This is a genomic window from Mycolicibacterium iranicum (assembly GCF_014190915.1).
Classification (GTDB): Bacteria; Actinomycetota; Actinomycetes; order Mycobacteriales; family Mycobacteriaceae; genus Mycobacterium; species Mycobacterium iranicum_B.
Window position 1 is genome coordinate 326,590 of sequence record NZ_JACHVU010000001.1, and the last position, 24,723, is coordinate 351,312.

The window sequence follows — 24,723 nt, forward strand, 5'->3', positions numbered from 1 at the left end:
CTGGAAGGATGTCGGGGTGACGGTAGAAGCAACCCCGAACCTCAAGTCCGGTATCGACCTCCGCTACGTCGACGCCCAGGCTCGCCCGCAGGACGACCTGTTCGGTCACGTCAACGGCCGCTGGCTCGCCGAGTACCAGATCCCGGGTGACCGGGCCACCGACGGCGCGTTCCGGACGCTCTACGACCGCGCCGAAGAGCAGATCCGCGATCTCATCACCGAGGCCGCCGACGCCCACGCTCCCGAGGGCACCGACCAGCAGCGCATCGGCGATCTCTACGCGAGCTTCATGGACGAGCAGACCGTGCGCGAGCGCGGACTGGCCCCCCTGCTGGAGGAGCTGGCGGCCGTCGACGCCGCGGACACCCGCGACGCGCTGGCCGAGCTGCTGGGATCGCTGCAGCGCACCGGCATCGGCGGGGGCACCGGCCTCTACGTCGACACCGACTCCAAGGACTCGACCCGCTATCTGCTGCACCTGAGCCAGTCCGGGATCGGTCTGCCCGACGAGTCGTACTTCCGCGACGAGCAGCACGCCGAGATCCTGGCGGCCTACCCGGGCCACATCGCGGCGATGTTCGGCGTCGTCCTGGGCGAGGGCGATCACGCCGCCGCCGGCGAGGCGGTCGTCGCGCTGGAGACCAAGATCGCCGCGGCGCACTGGGATGTGGTCAAGCGCCGCGACGCCGATCTGACCTACAACCTGCGCACCTTCGCCGCGCTCACGCAGGAGGCACCGGGATTCGACTGGACGGGGTGGCTGACCGCGCTGGGTGTCGATTTCTCCGGTGGCGGGCGGGGGCCTGCCGAAGTCGTTGTGCGCCAGCCGGACTACTTGACCGCGTTCGCGGCGCTGTGGCAGGACGAGAGCCTGGAGGACTGGAAGAACTGGCTGCGGTGGCGCCTGATCCACGGCCGGGCGTTCCTGCTGACCGACGAGCTCATCGCCGAGGACTTCTCGTTCTACGGGCGCAGGCTCTCGGGCACCGAGGAGATCCGGGACCGCTGGAAGCGGGGCGTCTCGGTCGTCGAGAGCCTGATGGGCGAGGCGCTGGGCCGCCTGTACGTGGACCGGCACTTCCCGCCGCAGGCCAAGGCGCGCATGGACGAGCTGGTGGCCAACCTGCGGGAGGCGTACCGCGTCAGCATCGACACGCTGGAGTGGATGACGCCGCAGACCCGCGAGAAGGCGCTCGTCAAGCTCGACAAGTTCACCCCCAAGATCGGCTATCCGAACACGTGGCGGGACTACTCGGCGCTCGTGATCGCCCGCGACGACCTGTACGGCAACTACCTTCGCGGCTACGCGTTGGAGTACGAGCGCGACCTGGCCAAGCTGGGCGGACCGGTGGACCGCGACGAGTGGTTCATGACCCCGCAGACCGTCAACGCCTACTACAACCCCGGCATGAACGAGATCGTGTTCCCGGCGGCGATCCTGCAGCCGCCGTTCTTCGACGCCGCCGCCGACGACGCGGCGAACTACGGCGGTATCGGGGCGGTGATCGGCCACGAGATCGGGCACGGGTTCGACGACCAGGGCGCGAAGTACGACGGTGACGGCAATCTGGTGGACTGGTGGACCGACGAGGACCGCGAGGAGTTCGGGCTCCGGACAAAAGCCCTGATCGAACAATACGAACAGTTCGTCCCGCGTGGTCTCGAGCCGTCACATCACGTGAACGGAGCCTTCACCGTCGGCGAGAACATCGGCGACCTCGGCGGGCTGTCCATCGCGCTGCTCGCCTACAAGCTGTCGCTGAACGGACAACCGGCGCCGGTGATCGACGGGCTGACGGGCGAACAGCGCGTCTTCTTCGGCTGGGCCCAGGTGTGGCGGACGAAATCCCGTGAGGCCGAGGCGATTCGGCGTCTCGCCGTGGATCCGCACTCGCCGCCGGAGTTCCGCTGCAACGGTGTCATCCGCAACATGGACGCGTTCTACGAGGCGTTCGAGGTCAGTCCGGACGACGAGCTGTACCTCGAACCCGAACGGCGCGTTCACATCTGGAACTGACCGCCGCGGCAGCTACTCGGGCAGGAACTTCGCGGTGTCGTAGTACGTGCGGAACGCGGTGATGGCGTCGTCGCTTCCTTCGAGCACACTGACGCCGTCGTAGGTGAAGTCGGCGCCGCCGCGCAGATGACCGCGCGACGTCCACTCCAGGTACGCCACGTCGTCATCGGCGACGGTGTGGCGGAACGACGCCTCGATGTCGTCGAACACGTCGCGGTACTGCTGCCAGAACGTCCGCGCGCCGTCCTTGCCGTGCTCCTCGTGGGGGATGCCGGCTTTGGTCAACGTCGCCTCGTCACCGAACAGTTCGACGAGCTGTTCGGAGTCGTTGTTCTGGTGCAGTTCGCCGAGTGCGTCGATGAACTTCTTCGTCAACTCATGCATGCCGGCGAGATACCCGACGGCCCGGCGGGCACACCGTGCCCGCCGATCCGTAATAAGTGCGTCAGCTCAGGAAGCGGGCCCGGACCTCGGGTGCCGGTATCGGGCACGTGTCGTGCGTGCCGAACACGCGGTACCGGATCCGTGCGAAGCCGTCGTAGAGCGCGTCGCGAATCGCGGCGGGGATGACGCCGGCGACCCGCAGCACCCGCCACGGACCACCGAGGTAGCCGGCCACCCGCAGCGCGGCGTCCGATTTCACGGACACGTGTTCGTCGGCCCGCCCGGGGTTCTCGACGAAGACCATGGAATCGACATTCGCCAGGAATGGGTGGCGCTCGATCACGCCTTCGGCGAATTCGCCCTGCAGCGCGGCGAACCGGAGACTGTTATGGGGGTCCAGCCGCAGGATGGTCTGCACGGCACTGTTGCAGAATCCGCAGATCCCGTCATAGAGAAGTACCGGCTGCTGGTGCGACTCCGACATCACACACCTCCTTGTCGTCTACTGGAGGCTTCCCCGCTGCGAGCACAACGACGCCCATTGTGAGGAAAGGAACGGCGATTGTGGGGGCACCGGCGGTCCCCTCGATTTGCCGAAAAGCGGTACCCGCGCATCTCACATGCGATAAACACTCGGTGTTCTCCCGGCCACCCACACAGGACGCGTCAGTGCGCCCGGTCAGCGAAGGGAATCACCATGTCGAAGACCCGTGAAGGCAGCCCACGTCCCGCCGGCCCGGTACGGCAGCAGGTGTCCGCTCGCCATCTCCTCACCGTCGGTGTCGGCGGCGCCGCGATGGTGGGTATCGGGGTGTTGCTGGCCTCGTCTCCCGGCTCATCAGGACCGACAGTCCGCGCCTTCGACATCGAGCTCGCGTCGAACGAATCCGCGTGGGGCACGTTGCCCACGGAGCCGTGGTGGATCGCCGGAACGTCCTCGACCGGTCATGGAGGAAAGAGTGCCGACACCGCCGCCGCGCAGACCGCGACGGTGGCCCTCTATTGCGGGCTGATCTGCGATGGCGCCGACGGCACGGAGGAGAACCCCGACGGCCAGAATGGCGGTCTGCTGTTCGGCAGCGGCGGCAACGGGTGGAACAGCACCATCGCCGCCGTCGCCGGGGGCAGGGGCGGTCACGCGGGTCTGTTCTCCGGAAGCGGTGGCAACGGGGGTGACGGTGGTGCGGGCGCGGCCGGCGGCAGGGGTGGCAACGGCGGCCTCTTCGGCGGCGGCGGAGGAAACGGTGGCAACGGCGGGTCCAATGACTCCGGTGACGGTGGTGCCGGCGGCAAAGGTGGCAATGCCGGCCTGCTCGGCAGCGGCGGTGCAGGGGGCAACGGCGGCAACAGCGCCGTCACCGCTCCCGGGGTGAATGTCACGGGCGGCGCGGGCGGCCGTGGTGGAAACGCCACGAACGGCAACGGCGGAAAGGGCGGTGACGGCGGCGATTCCGCGGGACTCAGCGGCATCATCCGCGGCGGCGCAGGCGGTGCCGGTGGTTTCGTGGCGGGCAACGGCACCGGCGGCGACGGCGGCGCCGGGGGTGACTCGAACCTGACGGTCGTCGGGGTTTCCGCCAGTGGCATCGGCGGCAGCGTCGGCGGGTCGGGTGACGGCGGAGACGGGGGCGATGCCGGCAACGCGGTCGGCGCCAGCACGACGTTCTCCGACGTCGGCGGAAAGGGCGGCAACGCAGGCATTTTCGGCGGTAACGGCGGCGACGGCGGCGATGGCGGGAATGCCGCTACCGACGGGACAGGCTCGGGCGCGGCAGGCGGTTCCGGCGGACAGGGCGGGCGCGGCGGTCTCGGCGGCGACGGCGGCGCAGGTGGCGACGGCGGGGACGGCGAATCCGTCTCCGGGCCCGGCGACGGCGGCCACGGCGGAAACGGTGGCAATGGCCTCACCGGTGCCGGGGGCGACGGGGGCGACGGTGGCGACGGCGCGTCCGTGACCGGTGTCGGTACCGGAGGGAACGGCGGCAACGGCGGCAAGAGTGGCCAGCCCGGTGCAGGCGGCACGGGCGGAAACGGCACCACGACGGACGGACAGGACGGCACCTGAGCCGTCAGCGCCAGGCCAGGAACGGCTTGAGCGCCAGCAGGTACGCGGCCAGCAGCGCCAGCGGAGCGGCCAGGGGCAGCCAGGGAACCTGCACCGGCAGTGCGATGACGAGGGTGGCCGCGACGGCGGACCCGACGGTGAAGGACACGGTGGGGACGGTCGGATCGCTGTGGCGCATGGCCAGATACATCGCCGCCGCCAGCCCGGCGAGCACGGTGTGCATCGGCGCGGAACCACCGAGCACGATCGTCAGCACCGCGAGCACCACGGCGACCGTGGCGGCCGGGCGCAGCCACGCCGACGCGATCACGGCGACGGCGGCGACCCCGGCGGCCACCAGGGCGGGGCCGTCGGCGTGATACGCGGCGGCGCCGACCATGAGGAAGCCGAACGCGAGGGGCAGCAGCCTTGTCCCTGTGGGCGTCATCGTCGTGCCTTGTGCACGGGCACCAGGGCCATCGCCTGGTCAAGGGTGGCCTCGCCGGGCCAGCCCACGACGTCCACGCCGACCGTGGCCATGTCTCGGTACATGAACGACCGCTGCATCGCCCACATCCGGTGCACCAGCGGATCGTGGTCGCCCTCGACCGGGCTGCCTTCCAGGACGTCGACGGCCACCACCGGATGGCCGCGCTTGCGCAGATCGATCAGTGCCAGGGCGAACTCGGTGTCGAGCATGGTGGAGAACGCGACCACGATGGCTCCCGTGGGCACGGCGGGCCGCGGCGCGAGCGTGCCGGTGGCGGTCTCGTAGGTGCCGCCGGCGCCGAGCATGGTGTCGAGGATGCGGTAGAACTGCCGCTGTCCGATGTCGGCCCCGAACCAACGGGTGCTGCGGCCGCCGAGGGCGACGATCCCTGCACGGTCGCCGTAGCGCAGCGCGCTCTGCACGACCTGGGCGGCGCCGCGGGCGGTGCGCTCGGTGGCGGCGGTGGCCGGCCCCGGCGGCTGCGGATACGTGTCGAGCAGGACCACGACGTCGGCGGCCCGGTCGGTCAGCCGCTCGGTCACGTGCAGCGCGCCGCGGCGCGCGCTCACCGACCAGTTGACGGTGCGCAGCTGGTCGCCGGGGACGTAGGGCCGGATGTCGGCGAACTCGACGCCGGGACCCGTGTGGCGGGTCAGGTGGGTTCCCAGGCGGTCGAGCAGATCGGTACGCGGGATGCCGGTGGATTGCGGTGGGGCGACGGGAAATACGCACACCTCGGCCGCGTCCACGGTGGCGGTCCCCTCGATCAGCCCACCGCGGCCGGCGACACGCAGCGACGCCCGGATCGGGTAGCGGCCCCAACGGCCCGCCCGCACCGTGACGGCCCCGGGCTCGGAGACCTCGATCTCCATCCCGGGGACGACGGAGCATACGACCGCGACAGCGCTGCCGTCGTCGGCATGCGCCGTCACTGCCACGCGGGCCTGTTCGTCTTCGAAACAGCGCTGGAACTCCGGGTCTCCGTGCACGGTGACCACCGGTGGGCGCCGCTGCCAGCGCAACGAGCACAGAATGCCGAGGAGCGGCGCCGCGAACGCGACCAGCTCCCACCGGCCCGTCACCAGCGCGGTCACCAGCGACACGGCCGCGCAGGTGGCCAGGGCGCGCGTCAGAGACGAGGCACGCCAATGGAATTCGGCCTCGACCACGGCGTCACCGCGCCCGTGGGACCGGCGTGCGCCGCAGCAGCTCGTCGATCACGTCGCCGCCCTGCACACGGCGCACCCACATCTCGGGCCGGAGGCTGATGCGGTGCGCCATCGTCGGCACCGCGAGCGCCTTGACATCCTCGGGGATCACGTAGTCGCGGCCGAGCAGCAACGCCCGGGCCCGTGCCAGCTGCACGAGGTCGAGTTCGGCCCGCGGGCTCGCCCCGACGGCCACCTGCGGGTGCTGTCGGCTCGCCGCGGCCAGCGACACCACGTAGTGCACGACGTCGTCGTGGACGGTCACCTGTTCGACGGACTCCTGCATGGCCAGCAGGTCGTGGGCGTCGACGACCTGCCCGACGGTCGCCGGCGCCGATCCGCGGTCGAGGCGCCGCCGCAGCATCGTGGCCTCCTCGGGTTCGGAGAGGTACTTGAGCTCCAATCGGATCGCGAAGCGGTCGAGCTGCGCCTCGGGAAGCGGGTAGGTCCCTTCGTATTCGATCGGGTTGTCGGTGGCCAGCACCAGGAACGGCTCGGGGAGCCGGTGGGTGACACCGTCGATGCTGACCTGGCGTTCGGCCATGGCCTCCAGCAGCGCGGCCTGCGTCTTGGGTGGGGTCCGGTTGATCTCGTCGCCGAGCAGCAGGTTGGTGAAGATCGGGCCGCGCCGGAATTCGAAGCGGCCCGACTGCATGTCGTAGATGGTCGAGCCGAGCAGGTCGGCGGGCAGCAGGTCCGGGGTGAACTGCACGCGGGTGAACTCCAGCCCGAGTGCTGCGGCAAAAGACTTCGCGATCAACGTCTTTCCCAACCCCGGCAGATCCTCGACCAGCACGTGGCCGCGGGCCAGGATCGTGATCAGGATGAGGTTCAGCGCGGCGCGTTTGCCGACGACGGCGCGGCCGATCTCGTCGAGCACGGCCTCGCAGCGCTCGGTGGTCACCGCAGGTGTGGTCACAGTCGCTCCAGCCGTCGCAGGATGTCGTCGAGGGTGCCGCGTCCCGGACCCGGTTCCTGGGCCCCGGTGCGCGAGATGTTGTCCGGGTCCACCCACGGCCAGAGGTCGTCGCCGAACACCATTCGTCCCGTGGCCTCGAACGACCTGGCGTCCTTGGCTTTCCGGCGCCCGGCCGCGAGCTCGAACTGGCGCGCCAGTATCGGGCGCAGCCGGCGGTCCCAGTCGGCGCGCGAGGAATCCGACCACGAGATCAGCGTCTCGGTGCGGTTCAGCCAGCGCCGGATGGCCGCGGCGGCATCGTCGTTCACGGCGTCGTCGTCGGGGTCCGGGCGTCGGTCCATGCGGGTCCGGACCGCGATGAGCACACACGCGACGGCGGCCCCGGTCACCGCGATCACGACCTCACGCTCGAGTTGGGTGACCGCGAACGCCTGCACCACGACGATGAAGAGCACCCCTGCCGCAACGACTTTCGTCATGGCGCGACCTGCAGGTCACGCTGGACCGTCTGCAGCGCGCGCACGGCGTCGGCCCGGTGCGCCTCGTCCATGACGTGGGGGCTGAACCGCGCCTCCTCGAACAGGTCGACGAGCATGGTGGCGCTGTCGGCCTGCAGGGCGTGCACCTCGATGGCGCGAGCCAGCACCTCGGTGGGGGTGTCGGAGGCCTGCGGCGAGGAGCCGGGCGACTTCTCCAGCTCGCGCTCCATGGCCAGATAGCACGCGATGATGGCCTCGCGCGGATCCCGTGTCGGATCGTCCATCTCGGCCAGGCCGAGTTCCGCGGCCCGGGCGAGATCGGGTGCCGCCGTGACGACCGATGAGGCGGGGGCGGCCGTGTCGAGGCGGACCTGCGGCGCGACGGGCCGGCGCCGTTTGACGATGGTCGCGACGGCCGACAGGACGAACAAGACGATCGTCGCGGCCGCCAGGATGCCGAACATCCCTCCGCCGGCGTCGTCGTCCTCGGGGACGGGTGGCGGCGGCCGCCCGGTTCCCTCGGCCGGCGTCGGAGCGCCGGGATCGGCGGGCGAGGGTGTCTGGTCGAGGGTCAGCGGCGACAGCCAGTCCATGAGCAGCAGCAGGACGGCGACCCAGGCCAGAAGAACCAGGGTGGCGATCACCAGGGGCCGCCACCGGAGCCGCAGCCGCTCACCGCGCAGCCTGCGACGCGGTTCGCCTTGCACCGGTGCGGCGGGCCGCTGCACCGCCTGGGCCAGGATGGAGATCGCCAGGACGCCGATCGAGACCGTCAGCATCACGATGACCGCGGCCACACTGCCCGCTCCGGCCACCGGGTCCTCGGGTTCGGGACGCGGCTCCGGTCCGGGCAGGTAGCCGCGCAGCGCGACGAGCGCGAGCGTCATCAGCACGATCACCGCGATCGCACGCACCGCCGCCCTGCTGTCAGCGGGCTCGGTCTGTCCGGGCATGGCCCACCCCTGGCGTCACCACCGACAGCTGGCCGCCGTCGGCTTGACGTCATCGTGGCACGGCGCGCGCGTGGCGCGCCGCCAAAGGGTCAAGCCGTCAGAACATCTGCCAGTCGGACGCGCCGTCGGGCTGGGTGTAGAGACCGCCGTCGGTGTTCTTGATGACGACGGCGTCGCCGCTGCCGAAGTTGTCGTAGAACCACTGCGCGTTGGCGGGGCTGAGGTTGATGCAACCGTGGCTGACGTTGCTCTCGCCCTGATCGCCGACCGACCACGGGGCGCTGTGCACGAAGACGCCGCTGTTGTCGATGCGGACGGCGTCCTGCACCTTGAGCTTGTAGCCCTCGCCGGACGGGTCGTCCACGGGGACGCCGTAGGTCGAGGAGTCCATCACGATGTCGGCGAACTTCTCCAGCACGTAGTACGTGCCGTTCTTGGTGTCATAGCCCGACTTGCCCATCGAGACGGGGAACGTCTTCTCCACGACGCCGTTGCGGACGATCTCCATCTGCTTGGTGTCGTTGTCGACGGTCGCCACGAGTTGCTCGGGGACGGTGAAACTCGACTTGGTGCCCGCAGCGTCGATGTTGACGGTGGTGCCCGCCGGCCAGAAGTCCTGGGGCCGCCAGCGCACCTGGGTGTCGCTGGTCCAGTAGAAGCGACCCGGAACCGGGGGGTTCGACGAGATGTGGATCGCGTCCTCGGCCATCTGCCGGTTGGCGATGGGCCGCTGGAAGTTGATGTAGATCGGCTTGGCCGCCCCGGCGATGGAGCCGTTGGTCGGGTTGAACGACGGCGGCACGAACGGCGGCTGCCCCACGAACGGGGTCGGGTTCTGCCCTGCCGGGGTGCCCTCGGGAATGGTCATCGGCTGACCCGGGACGACCGCGAACGGATCGGACTCCGTCGGACCGGTTGCGGGCGTCGCCGCGGCCGGGGGCGCGGGCGGCGCGAACGGGTTCGGGAACACGAAGGGGTTCGCCGGGGGGTTCGGTGCCGGCGGCGGAGCCGGGGCCGGTGCGGGCTGCGCGAGCGCCGACGGCGCACCGAGCGTCATTCCCGCGACCACGCCCACCACCATGAAAAAGGCGGTGAGCAGTGTCCTGTTTCGCTGCCGCATGCGTCTACCTCCAGTCCAGCGACTGACCCCAGTGTGGCACAGCACCAAGATCGTTCTCGCTGGCGAACGTATCCGCCGGACCCCGGCGCCCTCCACATCAAGGGCAATGACCTGCAGGGATGATCGCCGGGCGGCCGTCAGACGTTACTTTCTGCGCTGCGGTCCGGTGACCGGCGACACTGGAGGCATGATCGTGGCGTTCAGCATCAGTCCCTCCGGAGGCGACGAGACGGGCGGGGTCGGCGACGCCGTCGCCGAAGCGGTCCGCATCGTGCGGGCCTCGGGGCTGCCCAACGAGACCAACGCGATGTTCACCAACATCGAGGGTGAATGGGACGAGGTCATGGCCGTCGTGAAGCGAGCCGTCGACGCCGTCGCCGCCGTGTCGCCGCGGGTCAGCCTGGTCCTGAAAGCCGATATCCGGCCCGGCTTCAGCGGTCAGCTCACCGCGAAGGTGCAGCGCATCGAGGACGCTCTGGGCTGACTACTCAATGTTGAGTACCGTGGTGGTCATGCCGACCACCACGGTTCCCGTCCTGCCCTGCGCCGACCCCGACGCCACCGTGGTGTTCTACGAGGGCCTGGGCTTCACCGTCACGCACCGCCAGCACCGGCCGTACCTGTACCTGGCGTTCCGGCTCGACGAGATCGAGGTGCATTTCGTCGCGGCCTCTCCCGGCCTGTACATCACCGCGGAGAACTCGGGCGGCTTCCTCGCATTCGTCGACGATGTTGCCCCCGTCCATGCTCGGTTCGTGGAGACGCTGCGCGATCGCCTGGGCGGAGTCCCCGCGACCGGTTTGCCGCGGCTGACGCGACTGCGGCCCGGCCAGACCCGCTTCGTCGTCTACGACCCGTCCGGGAACGGCATCACCGTCATCAACCGCGACGAACCCGACGTCGAGTACGGCGGCTCGAAACAACTCTCCGGGTTGGCGAAGGCGCACGACAACGTGCGGATCTTCCGGGACTTCAAGAACGACGACGCCCTCGCCGCCCGTGCGCTCGACACCGCACTGCGGAGGCACAGGGCCGATGCGCCGCGTCTCGACCTGGCCCGGGCCCTGGCCGACCGCGCCGAGCTCGCGGTGGCACTGGGCGACCGGCAGCAGGCCGACGCGTCGCGCGCCGAGCTGGAGGCGATGGGGCTGACTCATTCTGAAATGGCTTCGCTGACAACGGAACTGACCGCGCTGGCGCAGATCGAGGACTGGATGCAGGGCGCGTGACGGTCCGACTCCTCGTGCTCGGGGTTGTGCGTTCGCACGGGGATGTGCACGGATACGCGGTCCACCGCGAGCTGATGAGCTGGCGGGTCGACACGTGGACCGCGGTCAAGCCTCCGTCGATCTATCACGCCGTCAAACAGCTTGCGCGCGAGGGAAAACTGGCGGCGACCGAGCCGACGGCCAGCCCTCAGGGCCCGAATCGGGTGTCCTACCGCCTCACCGCGGACGGGGAACGGGATTTCTTCCGTCTGCTGGAGGACGCGTTGCGCAGCCCCGACATCGAGGAGTTCGGCGCAGGGGTCGCGTTCATGCAGTGTCTGCCGCGGGCCCGGGTGCAGGAGTTGCTGACCGAGCAGCTCACGACCACCCGACAGATCGATATCGACCTGGACGCGATGAAACCGCAGTGGCCGGATCCGTCGGCTCCGCCGCACGCGCAGCACCTGCTGGATTTGTGGCGAGGTCTGTTCCGGTCGAATGCGTCATGGACGAGTCAGATGCTCGAGCGGGTGGGCGCCGGAGAGTTCCGTTTCGCCGACGAATGAGGTGATGAGAGTGCGATACAGCGCGACGTACTCCTCGACCATCCGGCCGATACCGTGCTGTGCGACGGCTGTTTCGCGCACGACATCCCGCGGCAGTGCGACCACGCCGGGAATCGCTGCCGCCATCGCGCCGACGTCGCGTGAGGGGACCAGGCAGCCGCACCGATGATCGACCAATTCCGGTATACCGCCGCTGGCGAAAGCGACGACCGGTGTGCCGCAGGACATCGCCTCGACCACGACCTGGCCGTAGGGCTCCTCCCACAGCGGGGTGACCAGGGCCGCGGCCGCGCCGCCGACCACCTTCGCCAGTTCCGTCTGGTCGAGGTGGCCCGCGTAGTCGACGCGATCACCGAGGCGGGGTTGAATTCTGCGCCCGAAGAAGTCGTCGTCGGCGATGGGACCGGCCAGCACGATTCGGTACCCCGCCTGCAGCGCCGCGTCGATGGCGAGGTGTGGCCCCTTCTCTTCGAGGATCCGACCAGACCAGACGAGGTAGTCGCCGCCGGGACCGGCGGGCCATCGGTCGGTGTCGATTCCGTTGCGCACCACTGTCATTCGTGCGATGTCGACGTGGTCGCACGCCGCGGCGGCCTGCGTGCTGACCGCCGCGAACGCCGAGCCCTTCTTCTGGGCGACGGAGCCGACAGCGGCCTCCAGAATCGGGAACGGCGGGGTGTGCAGGGTGGTGAGCAGGGGCGTGCCCAGCCGGGGCGCCAGCAGTATCGGCACGTAGTTCAGGCTGTGGTTGTGGACGACGTCGACGTCTCCGCCGGACTCGGCGAGCTCGGCCATGACCTGATGGAACGCGTTGTGGTTCGACTCCTTGACCGCGCCCGGTAGCGGAAACGGGGCCGCGGCGGCCGCGCTGCGGGGCAGGGTCTCGATGGTGAGGGCGGGATGGGCGGTTCCGAGGTCGGAGCCCTCCGCTGCATAGAGGGTGACGGCGTGGCCGTGCGCGAGAAGAGCGCGGGAGAGATGCCAGACGTGGGCCTCGATTCCACCCGGGAACGGCTCGCGTATCGGAAAGTGGTTGTGTGCGATCAGTGCGATGTGCAGCAATCGGCACTTCCTTCGTCGGGCGGTCGGGGCGGTGACAGCGGTGACTAGGTACCCCGTTCGGGCCCGCGCAACTATCCGAATTTGGGATCGGTAGCCGTTCAGGACTTCTGTACTCAGGCCGTCGGGATCTTCGATCTGGAAGGAACAACCATGTTCGTCAACTCTGCCACCGGCCTGCTCAAGGGCTCGGTACCGCTGCTCGCGGTCCTGCTGGCTGTCGGATGCGCCCAGAACGGAGCCGATGCGCCGGCCTCGTCCTCTGCGGCCGGTACGCCCACGAGTGCGGCAGCGGCGACGTCCGCATCGACGGCGCCGACCGCGGCGCAGCCGCCTGCCGCTCAGCCCGAGCCGTCGGCCGCCGCGCCCTCTGCTGGCGGGCCGTCTGCTGCCACGCCCGCCCCGGTCGCCGCCCCGCCGGCTGCGGCCGAGCCCGGGGTCACGCCGCCATGCTCTGACGGCGCGCTGTCGGTCACCGGTGGGCAGGTCGAGCAGATCGACACGCAACGCCGTTCGGTCGTGACGTTCACCAATACGTCGTCGGCCGTGTGCGCGATGGTCGGCTACCCCGTGGCGGACCTGCTCGGCGGCGGTGGCGGTGTGCTTGTCCACGTCGAGAAGCGGCCCGCCAATGCGGCTCCGCGGCTGACGCTCCAGCCCGGGGAGTTCGCGACCGCCGACGTGCAGGCCTCTTCTGTCGACAGCACGACCGGCGACCCGTGTGGGCGGCTCGGAACGCTGTCGATCACCCCGCCCGACGGCACGCAGTCCCGGGTGCTGGAGGTCTACCTGCCGGTCTGCGACGCGACGGTCAGTTCTGTCGGGTAGCGCGCCGCGCCCCACGCCCGGCGGGCGTCAGAACGGTGGTGGATCGCTGCCGTAGTCTGCGCCTCTTCTGACGAATCCCACCGGTGCCGTGGCCATTCCACGGCTTTCCAGCGCGCGCTCGGCGGCGCGTTGGTTGGCGGTGTGTTGGCGTTGGGTGGTGATGTAGCGGGTGCGGTTGTGGGCGCGGGTGTGTCGGCGTCGGGGCATCTTGGCGCCGCGCTTGGGTCCGGTGGGGACATCGGGTGGGTCGCTGGTCCAGAGGGTGGCGGTGGGCAGGCAGAGGGTGGGGAAGAGCAGTCGGCTGCCGGGGTGGGTGGTGTAGGTGTGGCCGGTTGGAGAGGTCCATTCGATGGTGCCGTCGGGGTGTTGGCGGTCGCGCCAGCCGGTGGGGCCGGTCCAGAAGGTTTTGAGTAGGTGGTGGAACCGGCAGAGCATTTTGAGGTTGGAGGCGTGGGTGGGGCCGACGGGGTAGGGGATGGTGTGGTCGATGTCGGCGGGGGTGGCGGGGGTGTCGCAGCCGGGGAAGCGGTAGGTCAGGTCGCGGCAGCGGATGAAGTCGGCCAGTGCGCGCGAGGGGGTGTAGCGGGGTTCGGGTCCGGCGTGGCCGGGATGAATGAGTTCACGCACGGTGGTGCGGGCGCCGCGAAGCATCTCGGTCAGCAGTGGGCCGGGTATGAACCCGGCGCCGAAGATGTAGCCGGGCCGACTCTGCGCCGTCGCCCCCTGCTTTGATGCCGGCTTCGATGCCGACCGGTTGGGGATGGGTTCGGTGGGCTCGGCGTCGGCGGCCGGTACGGCGGCGGCGGGTGACTCCCCTACGGGGTTGCTGGCGGCGGCGGGTGACTGCCCTACGGGGTTGCTGGCGGCGGCACTCTCCTCCACAGCAGCGGCGGCCGCGGCAATGCCTGTGGTGGTGTGGTCGGTGAGGGTGTAGAGGGTGATCTCACGCAGGGGGCGGGGGTTGGTGGTGGCGTCGCAGTCGGGGGTGTCGCACTGGCAGGCCACGGTGGTGATCCCGGCCAGCAGGGCTGCCAGGGCGTCGTTGCGGCGCTCGGTCATGGTGCGGGGGTCGGCCTCGCACACGCTGTAGGCCATCGCGGTCAGGGTGCGCTCCCCGGCAGCAGCATCCCCGGCGAACATGCGGGCATAGACGCTGGTGTAGCCCGGCGCGTCCCCGGGTTGACCGAAGTCCACGCTGCGACCCACCTCGCCCTCCCGCGACTTATGCAACGCGTCGGGGTCGTGGCGGGCCACCACCGCATCGACGGCGGCTTCGGTTTTCTTGGCTGATCGGGCGCCCCAGGTCAGGATCTCGGCGGCCAGGTCGGCGTCCACGGCGGCGATCAGGTCGGGGTCGGTGATGCGGTCGGTGCGGGTGATGATCGTGCGCACCACCAGGTCGGAGAGCAGGCCCTGCAGAAACAGGGCCCCGATCTTGGGGAGGCGGTCGCGCAGTGCGAGCCCGCGATACACCTGGTGCAGGGCCAGGCCTTGGGTGATGCCGGCTGCGGCGGCGATCTCGGCGGCCACGGCGGCATCCGGGTCGACCCACCAGTGCTGGCGGTCCTCGATCGGTAGGGCGGTGCGGCGCACGAACAGCTCCGCCATCACCGCGAGCTTGCGGGCACACGCGGCGTTCTCGGCGCGGCTGATCACCCCGGCAGCATCGATGAGATCGGCATCAGAGAGCCCTGCGTACTGCTCAGGCCCCGACACCGATTCATCGAACATACGTACGATACTACTGATTTACGACACCTCTGAGCAGGACTAACAGCCCCGCCTGTGGATAACCCCCGACCCACGGGGAACCTGTGGACAACCCACCCACAGCCCCGAACTCCGTGCTAGGGCCGCGGCGAAATCAGGAGCGGACGAGCCGGGCGATGGCCGCCGAGGCCTCGGCGAGCTTCGCGTCGGCCTCGGAACCTCCCGCGGCGACGGCGTGGGTCACGCAATGGCCGAGGTGCTCGTCGAGCAGGCCCAGCGCCACCGACTGCAGTGCGCTGTTGACCGCGCTGATCTGGGTGAGGACATCGATGCAGTACTTGTCCTCGTCGATCATCCTCGCGATGCCCCGCACCTGCCCCTCGATGCGACGCAGGCGCTTGGCGTAGTTCTCCTTCTGCGCTGAATAGCCATGAGCACCGCCGTCGGTGCCGGCCTGGTCTTCGCTCACGGCATCCCCTCCAACATGGTCGTCATCTGGCCGATCTGCGGCGTCAGCCCTGCCTTGATCGCCTTGGCGATCGAGATCGCATCGACATTCTCACCTTCGGCGATCTCCCGGTCGGCGATCGCGACACCACCCCGATGCTGACCGATCATCGACTCCAGCCACAGTCTGTCGAACTGTGGGCCACTCGATGACTCGAGCCGGGCGACCGTCACGTCGTCGACCATGCCGGGGGCCTGCGGCTCCGTCGCGGAGCCCTCCGTCCCCGACCCCGTCGCAGCACCGGGGTTCTCGTTCCACTGCACGAGGAACACGTTCAAGATGTTCACCTCGGGCTGCTGGACGGCCACGATCTGGTCGGCCAACGCGACCAGCCCGGGAGCGGTGGAACGCTGGGCCACCAGCGTCGACAACTCGATGGCCTGTTGATGGTGCGCGACCATCGCCGTGGCAAACGAAACATCCGCGGCGTTGTGGCCCGCAGCGTCACTGGAGATCGCCGACGTCTCGGGGCTTGCCGAGGCGCTCTGCCCCTCGCCCGCCGACCCGGCGTCACCTCCGCAGCCGGCGACCACGAACAGCGTGGCCAGCGCGGCGATCAGGCGGACGAGCAGCGGCGTCATGCGCCCAGCGTACTAGTACCCCTCGGGGGTATCTACCACGGTTTTTGTCCAGGATCGCCCTGGCGCATAATCAGCCCCATGCCCTCAGAATCCCCAGACATCAAGCCCCGCAGCCGCGACGTCACCGACGGCCTGGAGCGGACCGCGGCCCGCGGCATGTTGCGCGCCGTCGGCATGACCGACGACGACTGGGAGAAGCCGCAGATCGGCGTCGGCTCGTCGTGGAACGAGATCACGCCCTGCAACATGTCGCTGCAGCGGCTGGCGCAGGCGGTCAAGGGCGGCGTGCACGAGGCCGGTGGCTACCCGCTGGAGTTCGGCACCATCTCCGTCTCCGACGGCATCTCGATGGGCCACGAGGGCATGCACTTCTCACTGGTGTCGCGCGAGGTCATCGCCGACAGCGTCGAGACCGTGGTCCAGGCCGAACGCCTCGACGGCACCGTGCTGCTGGCCGGCTGCGACAAGTCGATTCCCGGCATGCTCATGGCCGCAGCCCGGCTCAACCTGGCGAGCGTCTTCTTCTACAACGGCTCGATCATGCCGGGCACGGCCAAGCTCACCGACGGCACGGAGAAGGAGGTCACGATCATCGACGCCTTCGAGGCGGTCGGGGCCTGCGCGCGCGGGCTGATGTCGCGCGAGGACGTCGACATCATCGAGCGGGCGATCTGTCCCGGCGAGGGCGCGTGCGGCGGCATGTACACCGCCAACACCATGGCGTCGGCTGCCGAGGCTCTCGGAATGTCGTTGCCCGGCAGCGCTTCTCCCGTCGCGATCGACAAGCGCCGCGACGAGTACGCGCGCCGCTCCGGCGAAGCCGTCGTGGGGATGTTGCGCCGCGGCATCACCGCCCGAGACATCCTGACCAAGGAGGCGTTCGAGAACGCCATCGCAGTCGTCATGGCATTCGGCGGTTCCACGAACGCGGTGTTGCACCTGCTGGCGATCGCCTGGGAGGCCGGGGTCGAGCTGTCGCTGGCGGACTTCACCCGCGTCGGGCAGAAGGTGCCGCACCTGGCCGACGTGAAACCGTTCGGCGCCTACGTGATGAAGCACGTCGACGAGATCGGCGGCGTGCCGGTCGTGATGCGGGCTCTGCTCGACGCCGGGCTGCTGCACGGCGACTGCCTGACCGTCACCGGCAAGACGATGGCCGAGAACCTGGCCCACATCGAACCGCCAGACCCTGACGGCAAGGTGCTGCGCGCGATGAACAACCCCATCCACCCCACCGGCGGTATCACGATCCTGCACGGATCGCTCGCTCCCGAGGGCGCGGTGGTGAAGTCCGCAGGGTTCGACTCCGACGTGTTCGAGGGAACCGCACGGGTTTTCGAACGTGAGCGGGCGGCGCTGGACGCCCTCGAGGACGGCACGATCACCCACGGCGACGTCGTCGTCATCCGCTACGAAGGCCCCAAGGGCGGGCCCGGGATGCGCGAGATGCTCGCGATCACCGGCGCCATCAAGGGTGCGGGCCTCGGTAAGGACGTGCTGCTGATGACCGACGGCAGGTTCTCCGGCGGGACGACCGGGCTCTGCGTCGGTCACATCGCCCCGGAGGCGGTCGACGGCGGGCCGATCGCGTTCGTGCGCGACGGCGACCGGATCCGGCTCGACGTCGCCAACGGCACCCTCGACCTGCTCGTCGACGACGCCGAATTCGAGTCGCGCAAGTCAGGTTTCGAGCCGCTGCCTCCGGTGTACAAGACGGGCGTGCTCGCCAAGTACACGAAGCTCGTCGGATCTGCCGCCACCGGAGCGGTCTGCACCTGATGACGCTCGCCTTCCTGCTCACGTCGCTGGTCGTTGTCGCGACACCCGGCACCGGGGCGCTGTACACCGTCGCGACCAGCCTGGCCCACGGGACGCGCGCCGGCGTGCTCGCCTCGCTGGGCTGCACGATCGGGATCGTGCCGGCCATGCTGGCCGCGGTGACCGGTCTGGCGGCCATCCTGCACAGCAGCGCGATCGCGTTCCAGACGATCAAGTGGGCCGGGGTCGCGTACCTGCTGTACCTGGCGTGGGTGACGTGGCGGGACAAGTCCGAAATGGTTTCCACGACAAATGATTACGAGCGTCCCGGCGCCTGGCGGATCATGGGGACGGCGGTCGCGGTGAACGTCCTGAACCCGAAGCTGACCATCTTCTTCTTCGCGTTCCTCCCGCAGTTCGTGGACCCGGCCCGGCCGGCCGTGGGCCAGATGCTCTCTCTGAGCGCGGTCTTCATGGCGATGACGTTCGCCGTCTTCGCCATCTACGGCGTGTTCGCCGCGGGTGTGCGCAGTCACGTCATCGGCCGTCCACGCGTCGTGTCGTGGATGCGACGCACCTTCGCCGCGACCTACGTGGCGTTGGCAGCACGAATGGCGGTCACCGCGCGGTGACCCCGGGGAGATTGTGATGCGGAACGTGTTCAAGTCCGCGGGGAGCGCACTGGCTGCGCTCGCCGCGCTGATGGTCGCCCAGGCTCCGGTCGCCCAGGCGTTCGGCGAGTATCCGGTGGCGAGCCCCGGTGCCTTCCTGGTGAGCACCGTCGTCGCCAACAACGGGCAGCCCTACCAGTGCACCGCCGGGTTCACCGTCCGCACTGCCGGTGGCGCACCCGGGATGCTCACCGCGGGACACTGCGACCGCGACCCCGTCAACGACACGGTCCTGCAGCGCACCCCGTCCGGCGATCAGGTGGTCGGACGCTACGTCCGCGCCGAGGTCATCCCCGGCGTGCGCGACATGGGTCTGGTGGATCTGGCCGGCAGTTCGGTGCCGTTGGTGAGCCAGGTCGACGCGATGCGCGTGTCCCGGGTGATGACCGCCGACGACCTCCGCCGCGAGCAGCCGCAACTGTGCAAGTCCGGGGCCCGCACCGGACTGACCTGCGGACCCATCACCTCCGTCACCGACAACGAGGTGTCGTTCCGGGCCTGGGACGATCTCGGCGATTCGGGCGCTCCCGTGTACGCCCGGCTGCCCGACGGCACCGTCGCCGCCGTCGGCATCCTCTACGCGCACAGCGACGACGTCTTCGGGCGCATCGTGCACGCGTCGCTGGTGTCACCGGCGATGTCACTGTGGGGTCTGACGCTGTCGGAGTGACACGTTCATGGCCCGTAATCTCCGGGCACGGGCCGCACTTTCCGGACGTGGTCACAATGGAGTGCATGACCCTTCTGGACCTGGCCGCCGTCCGTTCCAGGATGGGCAGTGCGCTGTTCGGCATGGTGGCCGGGCCGGAGGGTCCGGACAACCGGGCGAGGATCCACGAGACACCGGGCCCGCGTTGGTTCGGCGAGGACCGCCCGATCCGGCAGGTCCACGGCGATGCGTCCATGTTCGTCGGGGGGCTGCGCGCCCTGCTCCTGCAGTCGCTGCACCCCCTCGCGATGGCCGGCGTCGCCGAACACTCCGACTACCGCAACGACCCGTGGGGCCGACTGGCCCGCACCAGCACCTTCCTGGCCATGACGACATTCGGGATGGCCGACGACGCCCAGCGTGCGGTCGACCGGGTCCGCGGCATCCATCGCCGCATCAACGGGACGGCACCCGACGGCCGCCCCTACCGGGCCAGTGATCCGCACCTGCTGGAATGGGTGCACATCGTGGAGGTGGACAGCTTCCTGCGGGCCCACCAGCTCTACGGTGCCGAGCCGCTGGACCGCGACGGCTGTGACGGCTACGTCGCCGACACCGCGCGCGTGGCGAGTGCGCTCGGGGTGCCCGACCCGCCGACGACCACGCAGATGCTGGCGGAGAGGATCGCCTCCTACCGGCCGGAGCTGCAGGGCACGCCCGCTGCGCGCGAGGCCGCCCGGTTCCTGCTGCTGACCCCGCCGCTGCCCCTCCTCGCGCGGGGACCGTACGCCGCGCTGGCCGCGACGGCCGTCGCGATGCTGCCGCCGTGGGCGCGCACACCCCTGCGGCTCCCCTATCTGCCACCGGTGGAGGCAACGGTCGTGCGGTCGACGGGTCATGTCCTCGTCGGCGGGATCCGCTGGGCGATGGCGCAGGGTTAGGACACCGCCGCGCCCTTCGGACCCGGGCGCGCGTTGTTGCTGAAACCGCGTCGCCGTGATCGCAAAAGTGGGAGCATCGCCCTACTGACATCGCTCTCACCCCGGCGGAGGCAGCATGGTTCGCGTCTTGGCCGCTGCATCGGCAGCGTTGCTCGCTCTCGGTCTGTGCCCGGCCGCTCCCCCCGCGGGCGCCGCCGAGGGCGACCAGACCGTCCGCGTCCAGAACGGGCAGATCCGGTGCCTCCTCAGCACCGACTATCAGATGCGCGGACGACCGGCGGCGGTCTGCGGCCGGACCGACGGGCAGCCGTTCCAGGTGTCGCCGGTGTCGCCGCCCGCGCTGAACCTCGTGGTCGTGCTGGGCTCCGGGGAGATGTACTACATCCAGGGCACGATCCCCATCCCCGAATCCGCGGACACCGTGCTGGGAGTCGGGCAGACCTACCGGGTCAACGGTTGGCGGATCTCCACAGAGGAACTCCGCACCCTCGTCACCTACGACGACGGCGGACACGGGATCCGGCTCAACCCCGTCGAGGTCATGGCCGTCTGGATCTGACGCCTGCGCGGGTCGGCCTTATCCATCCGGTGCGCGCAGCGTTCGGCGTCGTAGCGCGCTGACTTGCCGTGGCAGGCATGCGATCCGGCGCGCAGCGTCTAAGTTCTATCTCGTGGAGGTGACGACCGGCGCGATCGACGTCGAGGAGCGCGACGGGATCGTGCGGGCGCGCGGCCTGCCGTACGGCCGGGCCGAACGCTTCGCGGCGGGCCGTCCCGTCGATTCCTGGTCGGGCCGCCACGACGGAACCCGCCCCGGTCCGGCCTGTCCGCAGCGCGCCGGCCGGCTCGACTTCGTCACCGGACCCCTTGTCGACGGCCTGCGCTTCGACGAGGACTGCCTCGTCCTGTCGGTCACCGCCCCCCGCGACGCGGTCTCCTTGCCTGTCATGGTGTGGTTCCACGGCGGCGCCTATGTGGCCGGCGGAGGCGAGGCGCCCAAATACGACCCTGCGCCCCTGGTCCGTGCCGGCAACGTCGTGGTCGTCACGGTGACCTACAGGTTGGGGATCTTCGGCTATCTGGCGCCCGCCGAGGCCGGCGCCGATGACAACATCGGGCTGCGGGACCAGATCCTGGCACTGCGGTGGGTGCGCGAGAACGTGACGGCCTTCGGCGGCAACCCCGACGACGTCACGGTGTTCGGTCAGTCCGCCGGCGGCGACTCGGTGATCGCCCTGATGGTCAGCGACGGCACCGAGGATCTCTTCCACCGCGTCATCGCGCAGAGCTCGCCCCTGGCGATCGGGACCGGCACCAGCGACACCGCGGCGGGGCGTTCGGCGATGGCGATCGACATGCAGGCCGCGATGAGCGCGGTCCTCGACGGTGTCGCGCCGCGCGACGCGGATGTGGAACTGTTGCTGCAGGCCGAGGCGGCGGCGGTGCAGGCCGCCCGGCGCACCAAATTCTTGGGGGCGATGGCATTCGCGCCGCGCCTGGGCCGCTACCCGTTGCCCTCCGCCGACACGCTGCACACCCGGCTCGCCGAGGCCGCGCAGCGCTGTGAACTGTTGATCGGCTACACCAGAAACGACGGGGCACCGTTCATCGCGATGCAGCCCCGGATCGCGGCTCTGCGTCCGGATTACGTTCGGCGACAAGCCATCCGGGTCGCATCCCGGTCGCTGACGACGCGTGTGTTCGCCCGCAGCTGCAAAGCCTTCGCGCACAGCTGGAGAATCGCCGGCGGCCGGGCCGCCACCTATCGCGTCGACTGGGCGCCCGCGGGCTCCGCGCTCGGCGCCTGCCACTGCATCGAGCTGCCCCACCTGTTCGGGGACCCGCACACGTGGGCGGATGCCCCCATGCTCGGGACGGCCCGCCGACCCGACGAGGCCCTGGCACAACGGATGCGGTCGACATGGACTGCGTTCGCGCACGGCGGCCTGGATGCCCTCCCGGCCGCCGAGCTGCAGTTCGGCCAGGGACCGATGCGACGATAGGGCAATGACCGCAACGCTGGTCGCCAAGAACGTGGCGGGTGGTTTCGCCCACCGCACACTGTTCGACGGCGTCGACCTGACCGTGGCACCCGGTGACGTCATCGGCGTCGTCGGCGCCAACGGGGCCGGCAAGAGCACGCTGCTGCGGATCCTCGCCGGTGACCTCGACCCGCTTGAGGGGACGATCACCCTGGCGCCCGCCGACGCGTTCGTCGGCTGGCTGCCGCAGGAGCACGAGCGCACCCCGGGCGAGACGGTCGCGGCGTACATCGCCCGGCGTACCGGATGCGCCGCCGCCACGCAGGCGATGGAGGCAGCGGCCGAAGCGCTGACCGAGAGCGACGCGCACGCCGACGCTTATGCGGCGGCACTCGATCACTGGCTGGCCGCCGGCGCGGCGGATCTCGACGAGCGGCTGCCGGCGGTTCTGGCGGAACTCGGACTCGATTCCCGTTCACTGGCACCGGATTCCACACTGATGACGTCGCTGTCGGGCGGGCAGGCGGCTCGGGTCGGGCTGGCGGCACTGATGCTGTCCCGGTTCGACATCGTCCTGCTCGACGAGCCGACCAACGATCTGGACCTCGACGGGCTCGAGCGCCTCGAACAGTTCGTTCGCGATCTGCGCGGAGGTGTGGTGCTGGTCAGCCACGACCGGGAGTTCCTGTCCCGCAGCGTTACCCGCGTACTGGAGCTCGACCTCGCCCAGAACACGACCACGGTGTTCGGCGGTGGATACGAAGGCTACCTGGAGGAGCGCGAGGTCGCCCGCCGGCACCGGCGCGAACAGTACGACGAGTTCGCCGATAAAAAGGCCGATCTGGTGGCGCGCGCACGTACCCAACGGGAATGGTCGAGTCAGGGTGTGCGCAACGCGATGCGCAAGGCACCCGACAACGACAAGAACAGGCGGCGGGCGCAGACCGAGTCCAGCGAGAAGCAGGCGCAGAAGGTGCGGCAGATGGAGAGCCGCATCGCCCGCCTTGAGGAGGTCGAAGAGCCCCGTAAGGAGTGGACGCTGCAGTTCACCATCGGCGCCGCACCGCGCTCCAGTTCGGTGGTCGCGACGCTGAGCAATGTCGTGGTGCGGCAGGGTGATTTCATCCTGGGCCCGGTGTCGCTGCAGGTCGACGCCGGGGAGCGCATCGGTATCACCGGCCCGAACGGCGCGGGAAAGTCGACCTTGCTGCGGGTGCTGCTCGGCCGGCAGCAGCCCGACGAAGGGCGGGCCAGCCTGGGCGCCACCGTCGCGATCGGCGAGATCGACCAGGCGCGTGCGGGATTCACCGGGGCCGGCCGGCTCGTCGACCGTTTCGAGCGGCATGTGCCCGACTGGCCGACCGCCGAGGTGCGCACGTTGCTCGCCAAGTTCGGGCTGCGCGCCGACCACGTCGAACGCGACGTCGATGCGCTCTCACCCGGGGAGCGGACCCGAGCGGGTATGGCGTTGCTGCAGGCGGTCGGCGTCAACGTGCTGGTTCTCGACGAGCCCACCAACCACCTCGATCTCCCCGCGATCGAACAGTTGGAGCAGGCACTCGACACCTACGACGGCGCACTGCTGCTCGTCACCCACGACCGCCGGATGCTGCAGAACGTCCGCCTGGACCGGCGGTGGCTGGTCGAGGGCGGCCACGTCACCGAGATGTAGGCGCGACTCAGGCGACGCAGCGGAAGCCGATATGGGTGGTGGCGCTGTCCTGGGACTGCGACGACCGCGCGGCCGGGCGGTAGCGGTGGCAGTACTCGGGCGCGCACAGGTGCGAGCCACCCTTGAGCGCCTGGTGCACGGTCGGGTCCCCCGAGGGCGGGGGCGCCGGACAGCAGCCGCCGCCGGCGGGCTGATCGACGCGGTGATGGCGGCTGTACGGCGTCGTGGTCCACTCCCATACGTTGCCGATCATGTCGAACAACCCGAAGGCGTTGGGCGGGAACAACTCCACCGGGCTGGTGCCTGACCAGCCCAGGGCACCGTCGTTGCGGTACGGGAACCGGCCCTGCCACGTATTGGCCATCAGCTGCCCGCCGGGGCGCACGTCGTCTCCCCACGCATACGCGGTCGTCGAGCCTGCCCGGGCCGCGTACTCCCACTGCGCTTCCGAGGGCAACTGGCGGCCGGCCCAGGCGGCGTAGGCGGCGGCATCCGGATAGGCGACCTGCACGACGGGATGGTGCGGACGGTCCTGCGCGGAGGGCTGTTCCGGCTCGGGGCCGAACGGATGACGCCAGCAGGCTCCCGGCACCCAGGTCCACCACTGCCGCCAGTCGCGGAGGTCGACCGGACCGTTCGTCGCCCGGAACACCAGCGCACCCGGCGCGAGGTCGGCCTGCGGCACACCGGGGAAGTCGGCGGGGTCGAGCGCACGTTCGGCGACGGTCAGATGGCCGGTTTCGGAGACGAATTCAGAGAACTGGGCGTTGGTGACGGGGTGGCGCTCGATCGCGAACGGCGCCAGCGTCACGGTGTGGACGGGCGCCTCCTCCGGATAGAAATCCGTCGAACCCATGCGGAACGCCCCTCCCGGCAGTTCGACGAGTTCGGTGAGCACCCTCGCCAGGCTAGGCGAGCGGAAGGCTCACGGCGAGGGCAACGGTCGGGCGCCCTTGGCCCGTGCTGGGTCCCGCGC

26 protein-coding genes are annotated in these 24,723 nt (G+C 70.0%); 13 read left to right on the forward strand and 13 right to left on the reverse strand.

From position 1 onward, the window contains the following. Nucleotides 1-16 precede the first annotated feature (16 nt). A complete protein-coding gene (locus tag FHR72_RS01460; RefSeq protein WP_311736017.1) occupies nucleotides 17-2,017 on the forward strand; it encodes a M13 family metallopeptidase in 2,001 nt (666 codons plus the stop codon). A gap of 12 nt (nucleotides 2,018-2,029) precedes the next feature. Here the strand turns inward: FHR72_RS01460 and FHR72_RS01465 are convergent, their stop codons facing one another. Continuing rightward, a complete protein-coding gene (locus FHR72_RS01465) occupies nucleotides 2,030-2,401 on the reverse strand; it encodes a nuclear transport factor 2 family protein (protein ID WP_183466122.1) in 372 nt (123 codons plus the stop codon). A gap of 61 nt (nucleotides 2,402-2,462) precedes the next feature. After that, a complete protein-coding gene (locus FHR72_RS01470) occupies nucleotides 2,463-2,885 on the reverse strand; it encodes a thiol-disulfide oxidoreductase DCC family protein (RefSeq protein ID WP_183466123.1) in 423 nt (140 codons plus the stop codon). A gap of 213 nt (nucleotides 2,886-3,098) precedes the next feature. On the opposite strand from FHR72_RS01470, the gene FHR72_RS01475 reads away from it, so the two are divergent. Next, the gene (locus tag FHR72_RS01475; RefSeq protein ID WP_183466124.1) at nucleotides 3,099-4,466 is read left to right on the forward strand and encodes a PGRS repeat-containing protein; all 1,368 of its coding nucleotides are present in this window, start codon (nucleotides 3,099-3,101) and stop codon (nucleotides 4,464-4,466) included. Between the two features lie 4 nt (nucleotides 4,467-4,470). Here FHR72_RS01475 and FHR72_RS01480 read toward each other — a convergent pair whose 3' ends face one another. The 6 genes from FHR72_RS01480 to FHR72_RS01505 form a co-directional block, all read right to left on the reverse strand. Further along, complete coding sequence (locus tag FHR72_RS01480; RefSeq protein WP_183466125.1) at nucleotides 4,471-4,893, reverse strand: hypothetical protein; 423 nt, start codon at nucleotides 4,891-4,893, stop codon at nucleotides 4,471-4,473. Continuing rightward, nucleotides 4,890-6,104, reverse strand: coding sequence for a DUF58 domain-containing protein (locus FHR72_RS01485; protein WP_183466126.1), 1,215 nt, complete (start codon nucleotides 6,102-6,104; stop codon nucleotides 4,890-4,892). Before FHR72_RS01485 ends, FHR72_RS01480 begins: the two co-directional genes overlap by 4 nt. A 4-nt stretch (nucleotides 6,105-6,108) precedes the next feature. Further along, on the reverse strand, nucleotides 6,109-7,062 hold the full coding sequence (locus tag FHR72_RS01490; protein WP_183466127.1) for an AAA family ATPase: 954 nt from the start codon (nucleotides 7,060-7,062) through the stop codon (nucleotides 6,109-6,111). Beyond that, nucleotides 7,059-7,541 (reverse strand): hypothetical protein, encoded by a 483-nt coding sequence (locus tag FHR72_RS01495; RefSeq protein WP_183466128.1) that lies wholly within the window; start codon nucleotides 7,539-7,541, stop codon nucleotides 7,059-7,061. Before FHR72_RS01495 ends, FHR72_RS01490 begins: the two co-directional genes overlap by 4 nt. Beyond that, nucleotides 7,538-8,494, reverse strand: a complete 957-nt coding sequence (locus FHR72_RS01500) for a DUF4129 domain-containing protein (RefSeq protein ID WP_183466129.1) — start codon at nucleotides 8,492-8,494, stop codon at nucleotides 7,538-7,540. Before FHR72_RS01500 ends, FHR72_RS01495 begins: the two co-directional genes overlap by 4 nt. Before the next feature lie 97 nt (nucleotides 8,495-8,591). Next, complete coding sequence (locus tag FHR72_RS01505; RefSeq protein WP_183466130.1) at nucleotides 8,592-9,614, reverse strand: L,D-transpeptidase; 1,023 nt, start codon at nucleotides 9,612-9,614, stop codon at nucleotides 8,592-8,594. 187 nt (nucleotides 9,615-9,801) lie between these two features. Here FHR72_RS01505 and FHR72_RS01510 point away from each other — a divergent pair, with 187 nt between their 5' ends. The 3 genes from FHR72_RS01510 to FHR72_RS01520 are packed head-to-tail and all read left to right on the forward strand — an operon-like array spanning nucleotide 9,802 to nucleotide 11,388. Beyond that, on the forward strand, nucleotides 9,802-10,098 hold the full coding sequence (locus tag FHR72_RS01510; RefSeq protein ID WP_183466131.1) for a thiamine-binding protein: 297 nt from the start codon (nucleotides 9,802-9,804) through the stop codon (nucleotides 10,096-10,098). A 28-nt stretch (nucleotides 10,099-10,126) separates the two neighbouring features. Beyond that, nucleotides 10,127-10,843 (forward strand): DUF8817 family protein, encoded by a 717-nt coding sequence (locus tag FHR72_RS01515; RefSeq protein ID WP_183466132.1) that lies wholly within the window; start codon nucleotides 10,127-10,129, stop codon nucleotides 10,841-10,843. Next, on the forward strand, nucleotides 10,840-11,388 hold the full coding sequence (locus FHR72_RS01520) for a PadR family transcriptional regulator (protein ID WP_183466133.1): 549 nt from the start codon (nucleotides 10,840-10,842) through the stop codon (nucleotides 11,386-11,388). Before FHR72_RS01515 ends, FHR72_RS01520 begins: the two co-directional genes overlap by 4 nt. On the opposite strand, the gene FHR72_RS01525 is transcribed toward FHR72_RS01520, so the two are convergent. Further along, complete coding sequence (locus FHR72_RS01525) at nucleotides 11,326-12,447, reverse strand: glycosyltransferase (protein WP_183466568.1); 1,122 nt, start codon at nucleotides 12,445-12,447, stop codon at nucleotides 11,326-11,328. The genes FHR72_RS01520 and FHR72_RS01525 overlap by 63 nt on opposite strands. A 153-nt stretch (nucleotides 12,448-12,600) precedes the next feature. Between FHR72_RS01525 and FHR72_RS01530 the strand changes: the two genes are divergently transcribed. Beyond that, complete coding sequence (locus FHR72_RS01530; RefSeq protein ID WP_183466134.1) at nucleotides 12,601-13,275, forward strand: DUF4232 domain-containing protein; 675 nt, start codon at nucleotides 12,601-12,603, stop codon at nucleotides 13,273-13,275. Between the two features lie 27 nt (nucleotides 13,276-13,302). Here the strand turns inward: FHR72_RS01530 and FHR72_RS01535 are convergent, their stop codons facing one another. The 3 genes from FHR72_RS01535 to FHR72_RS01545 form a co-directional block, all read right to left on the reverse strand. Next, nucleotides 13,303-15,006 carry an HNH endonuclease signature motif containing protein gene (locus FHR72_RS01535; protein WP_183466135.1) on the reverse strand — a complete coding sequence of 568 codons (1,704 nt, stop codon included), beginning with the start codon at nucleotides 15,004-15,006 and terminating at the stop codon, nucleotides 13,303-13,305. Between the two features lie 133 nt (nucleotides 15,007-15,139). Then, complete coding sequence (gene ricR / locus FHR72_RS01540; RefSeq protein WP_183466136.1) at nucleotides 15,140-15,454, reverse strand: copper-sensing transcriptional repressor RicR; 315 nt, start codon at nucleotides 15,452-15,454, stop codon at nucleotides 15,140-15,142. Beyond that, nucleotides 15,451-16,074, reverse strand: coding sequence for a DUF305 domain-containing protein (locus tag FHR72_RS01545; protein WP_183466137.1), 624 nt, complete (start codon nucleotides 16,072-16,074; stop codon nucleotides 15,451-15,453). Before FHR72_RS01545 ends, ricR begins: the two co-directional genes overlap by 4 nt. Nucleotides 16,075-16,152: 78 nt before the next feature. Here FHR72_RS01545 and ilvD point away from each other — a divergent pair, with 78 nt between their 5' ends. The 7 genes from ilvD (at nucleotide 16,153) to abc-f (ending at nucleotide 23,747) form a co-directional block, all read left to right on the forward strand. Further along, nucleotides 16,153-17,853: a dihydroxy-acid dehydratase gene (ilvD, locus tag FHR72_RS01550; RefSeq protein WP_183466138.1), complete on the forward strand. Its 1,701-nt coding sequence runs from the start codon at nucleotides 16,153-16,155 to the stop codon at nucleotides 17,851-17,853. Further along, nucleotides 17,853-18,464: a LysE family translocator gene (locus FHR72_RS01555; RefSeq protein ID WP_183466139.1), complete on the forward strand. Its 612-nt coding sequence runs from the start codon at nucleotides 17,853-17,855 to the stop codon at nucleotides 18,462-18,464. The genes ilvD and FHR72_RS01555 overlap by 1 nt, the downstream gene beginning before the upstream one ends. Before the next feature lie 16 nt (nucleotides 18,465-18,480). After that, the gene (locus tag FHR72_RS01560; RefSeq protein WP_183466140.1) at nucleotides 18,481-19,173 is read left to right on the forward strand and encodes a chymotrypsin family serine protease; all 693 of its coding nucleotides are present in this window, start codon (nucleotides 18,481-18,483) and stop codon (nucleotides 19,171-19,173) included. A 65-nt stretch (nucleotides 19,174-19,238) separates the two neighbouring features. After that, nucleotides 19,239-20,093 (forward strand): oxygenase MpaB family protein, encoded by an 855-nt coding sequence (locus FHR72_RS01565; protein WP_183466141.1) that lies wholly within the window; start codon nucleotides 19,239-19,241, stop codon nucleotides 20,091-20,093. A gap of 115 nt (nucleotides 20,094-20,208) precedes the next feature. Further along, nucleotides 20,209-20,652 (forward strand): hypothetical protein, encoded by a 444-nt coding sequence (locus FHR72_RS01570; RefSeq protein ID WP_183466142.1) that lies wholly within the window; start codon nucleotides 20,209-20,211, stop codon nucleotides 20,650-20,652. Nucleotides 20,653-20,764: 112 nt separating this feature from the next. Further along, nucleotides 20,765-22,096 (forward strand): carboxylesterase family protein, encoded by a 1,332-nt coding sequence (locus FHR72_RS01575; protein WP_311736019.1) that lies wholly within the window; start codon nucleotides 20,765-20,767, stop codon nucleotides 22,094-22,096. A 4-nt stretch (nucleotides 22,097-22,100) separates the two neighbouring features. Continuing rightward, nucleotides 22,101-23,747 (forward strand): ribosomal protection-like ABC-F family protein, encoded by a 1,647-nt coding sequence (abc-f, locus tag FHR72_RS01580; protein ID WP_183466143.1) that lies wholly within the window; start codon nucleotides 22,101-22,103, stop codon nucleotides 23,745-23,747. A 7-nt stretch (nucleotides 23,748-23,754) separates the two neighbouring features. Here the strand turns inward: abc-f and FHR72_RS01585 are convergent, their stop codons facing one another. Next, on the reverse strand, nucleotides 23,755-24,645 hold the full coding sequence (locus FHR72_RS01585; protein WP_183466144.1) for a formylglycine-generating enzyme family protein: 891 nt from the start codon (nucleotides 24,643-24,645) through the stop codon (nucleotides 23,755-23,757). Nucleotides 24,646-24,723: the final 78 nt, after the last annotated feature.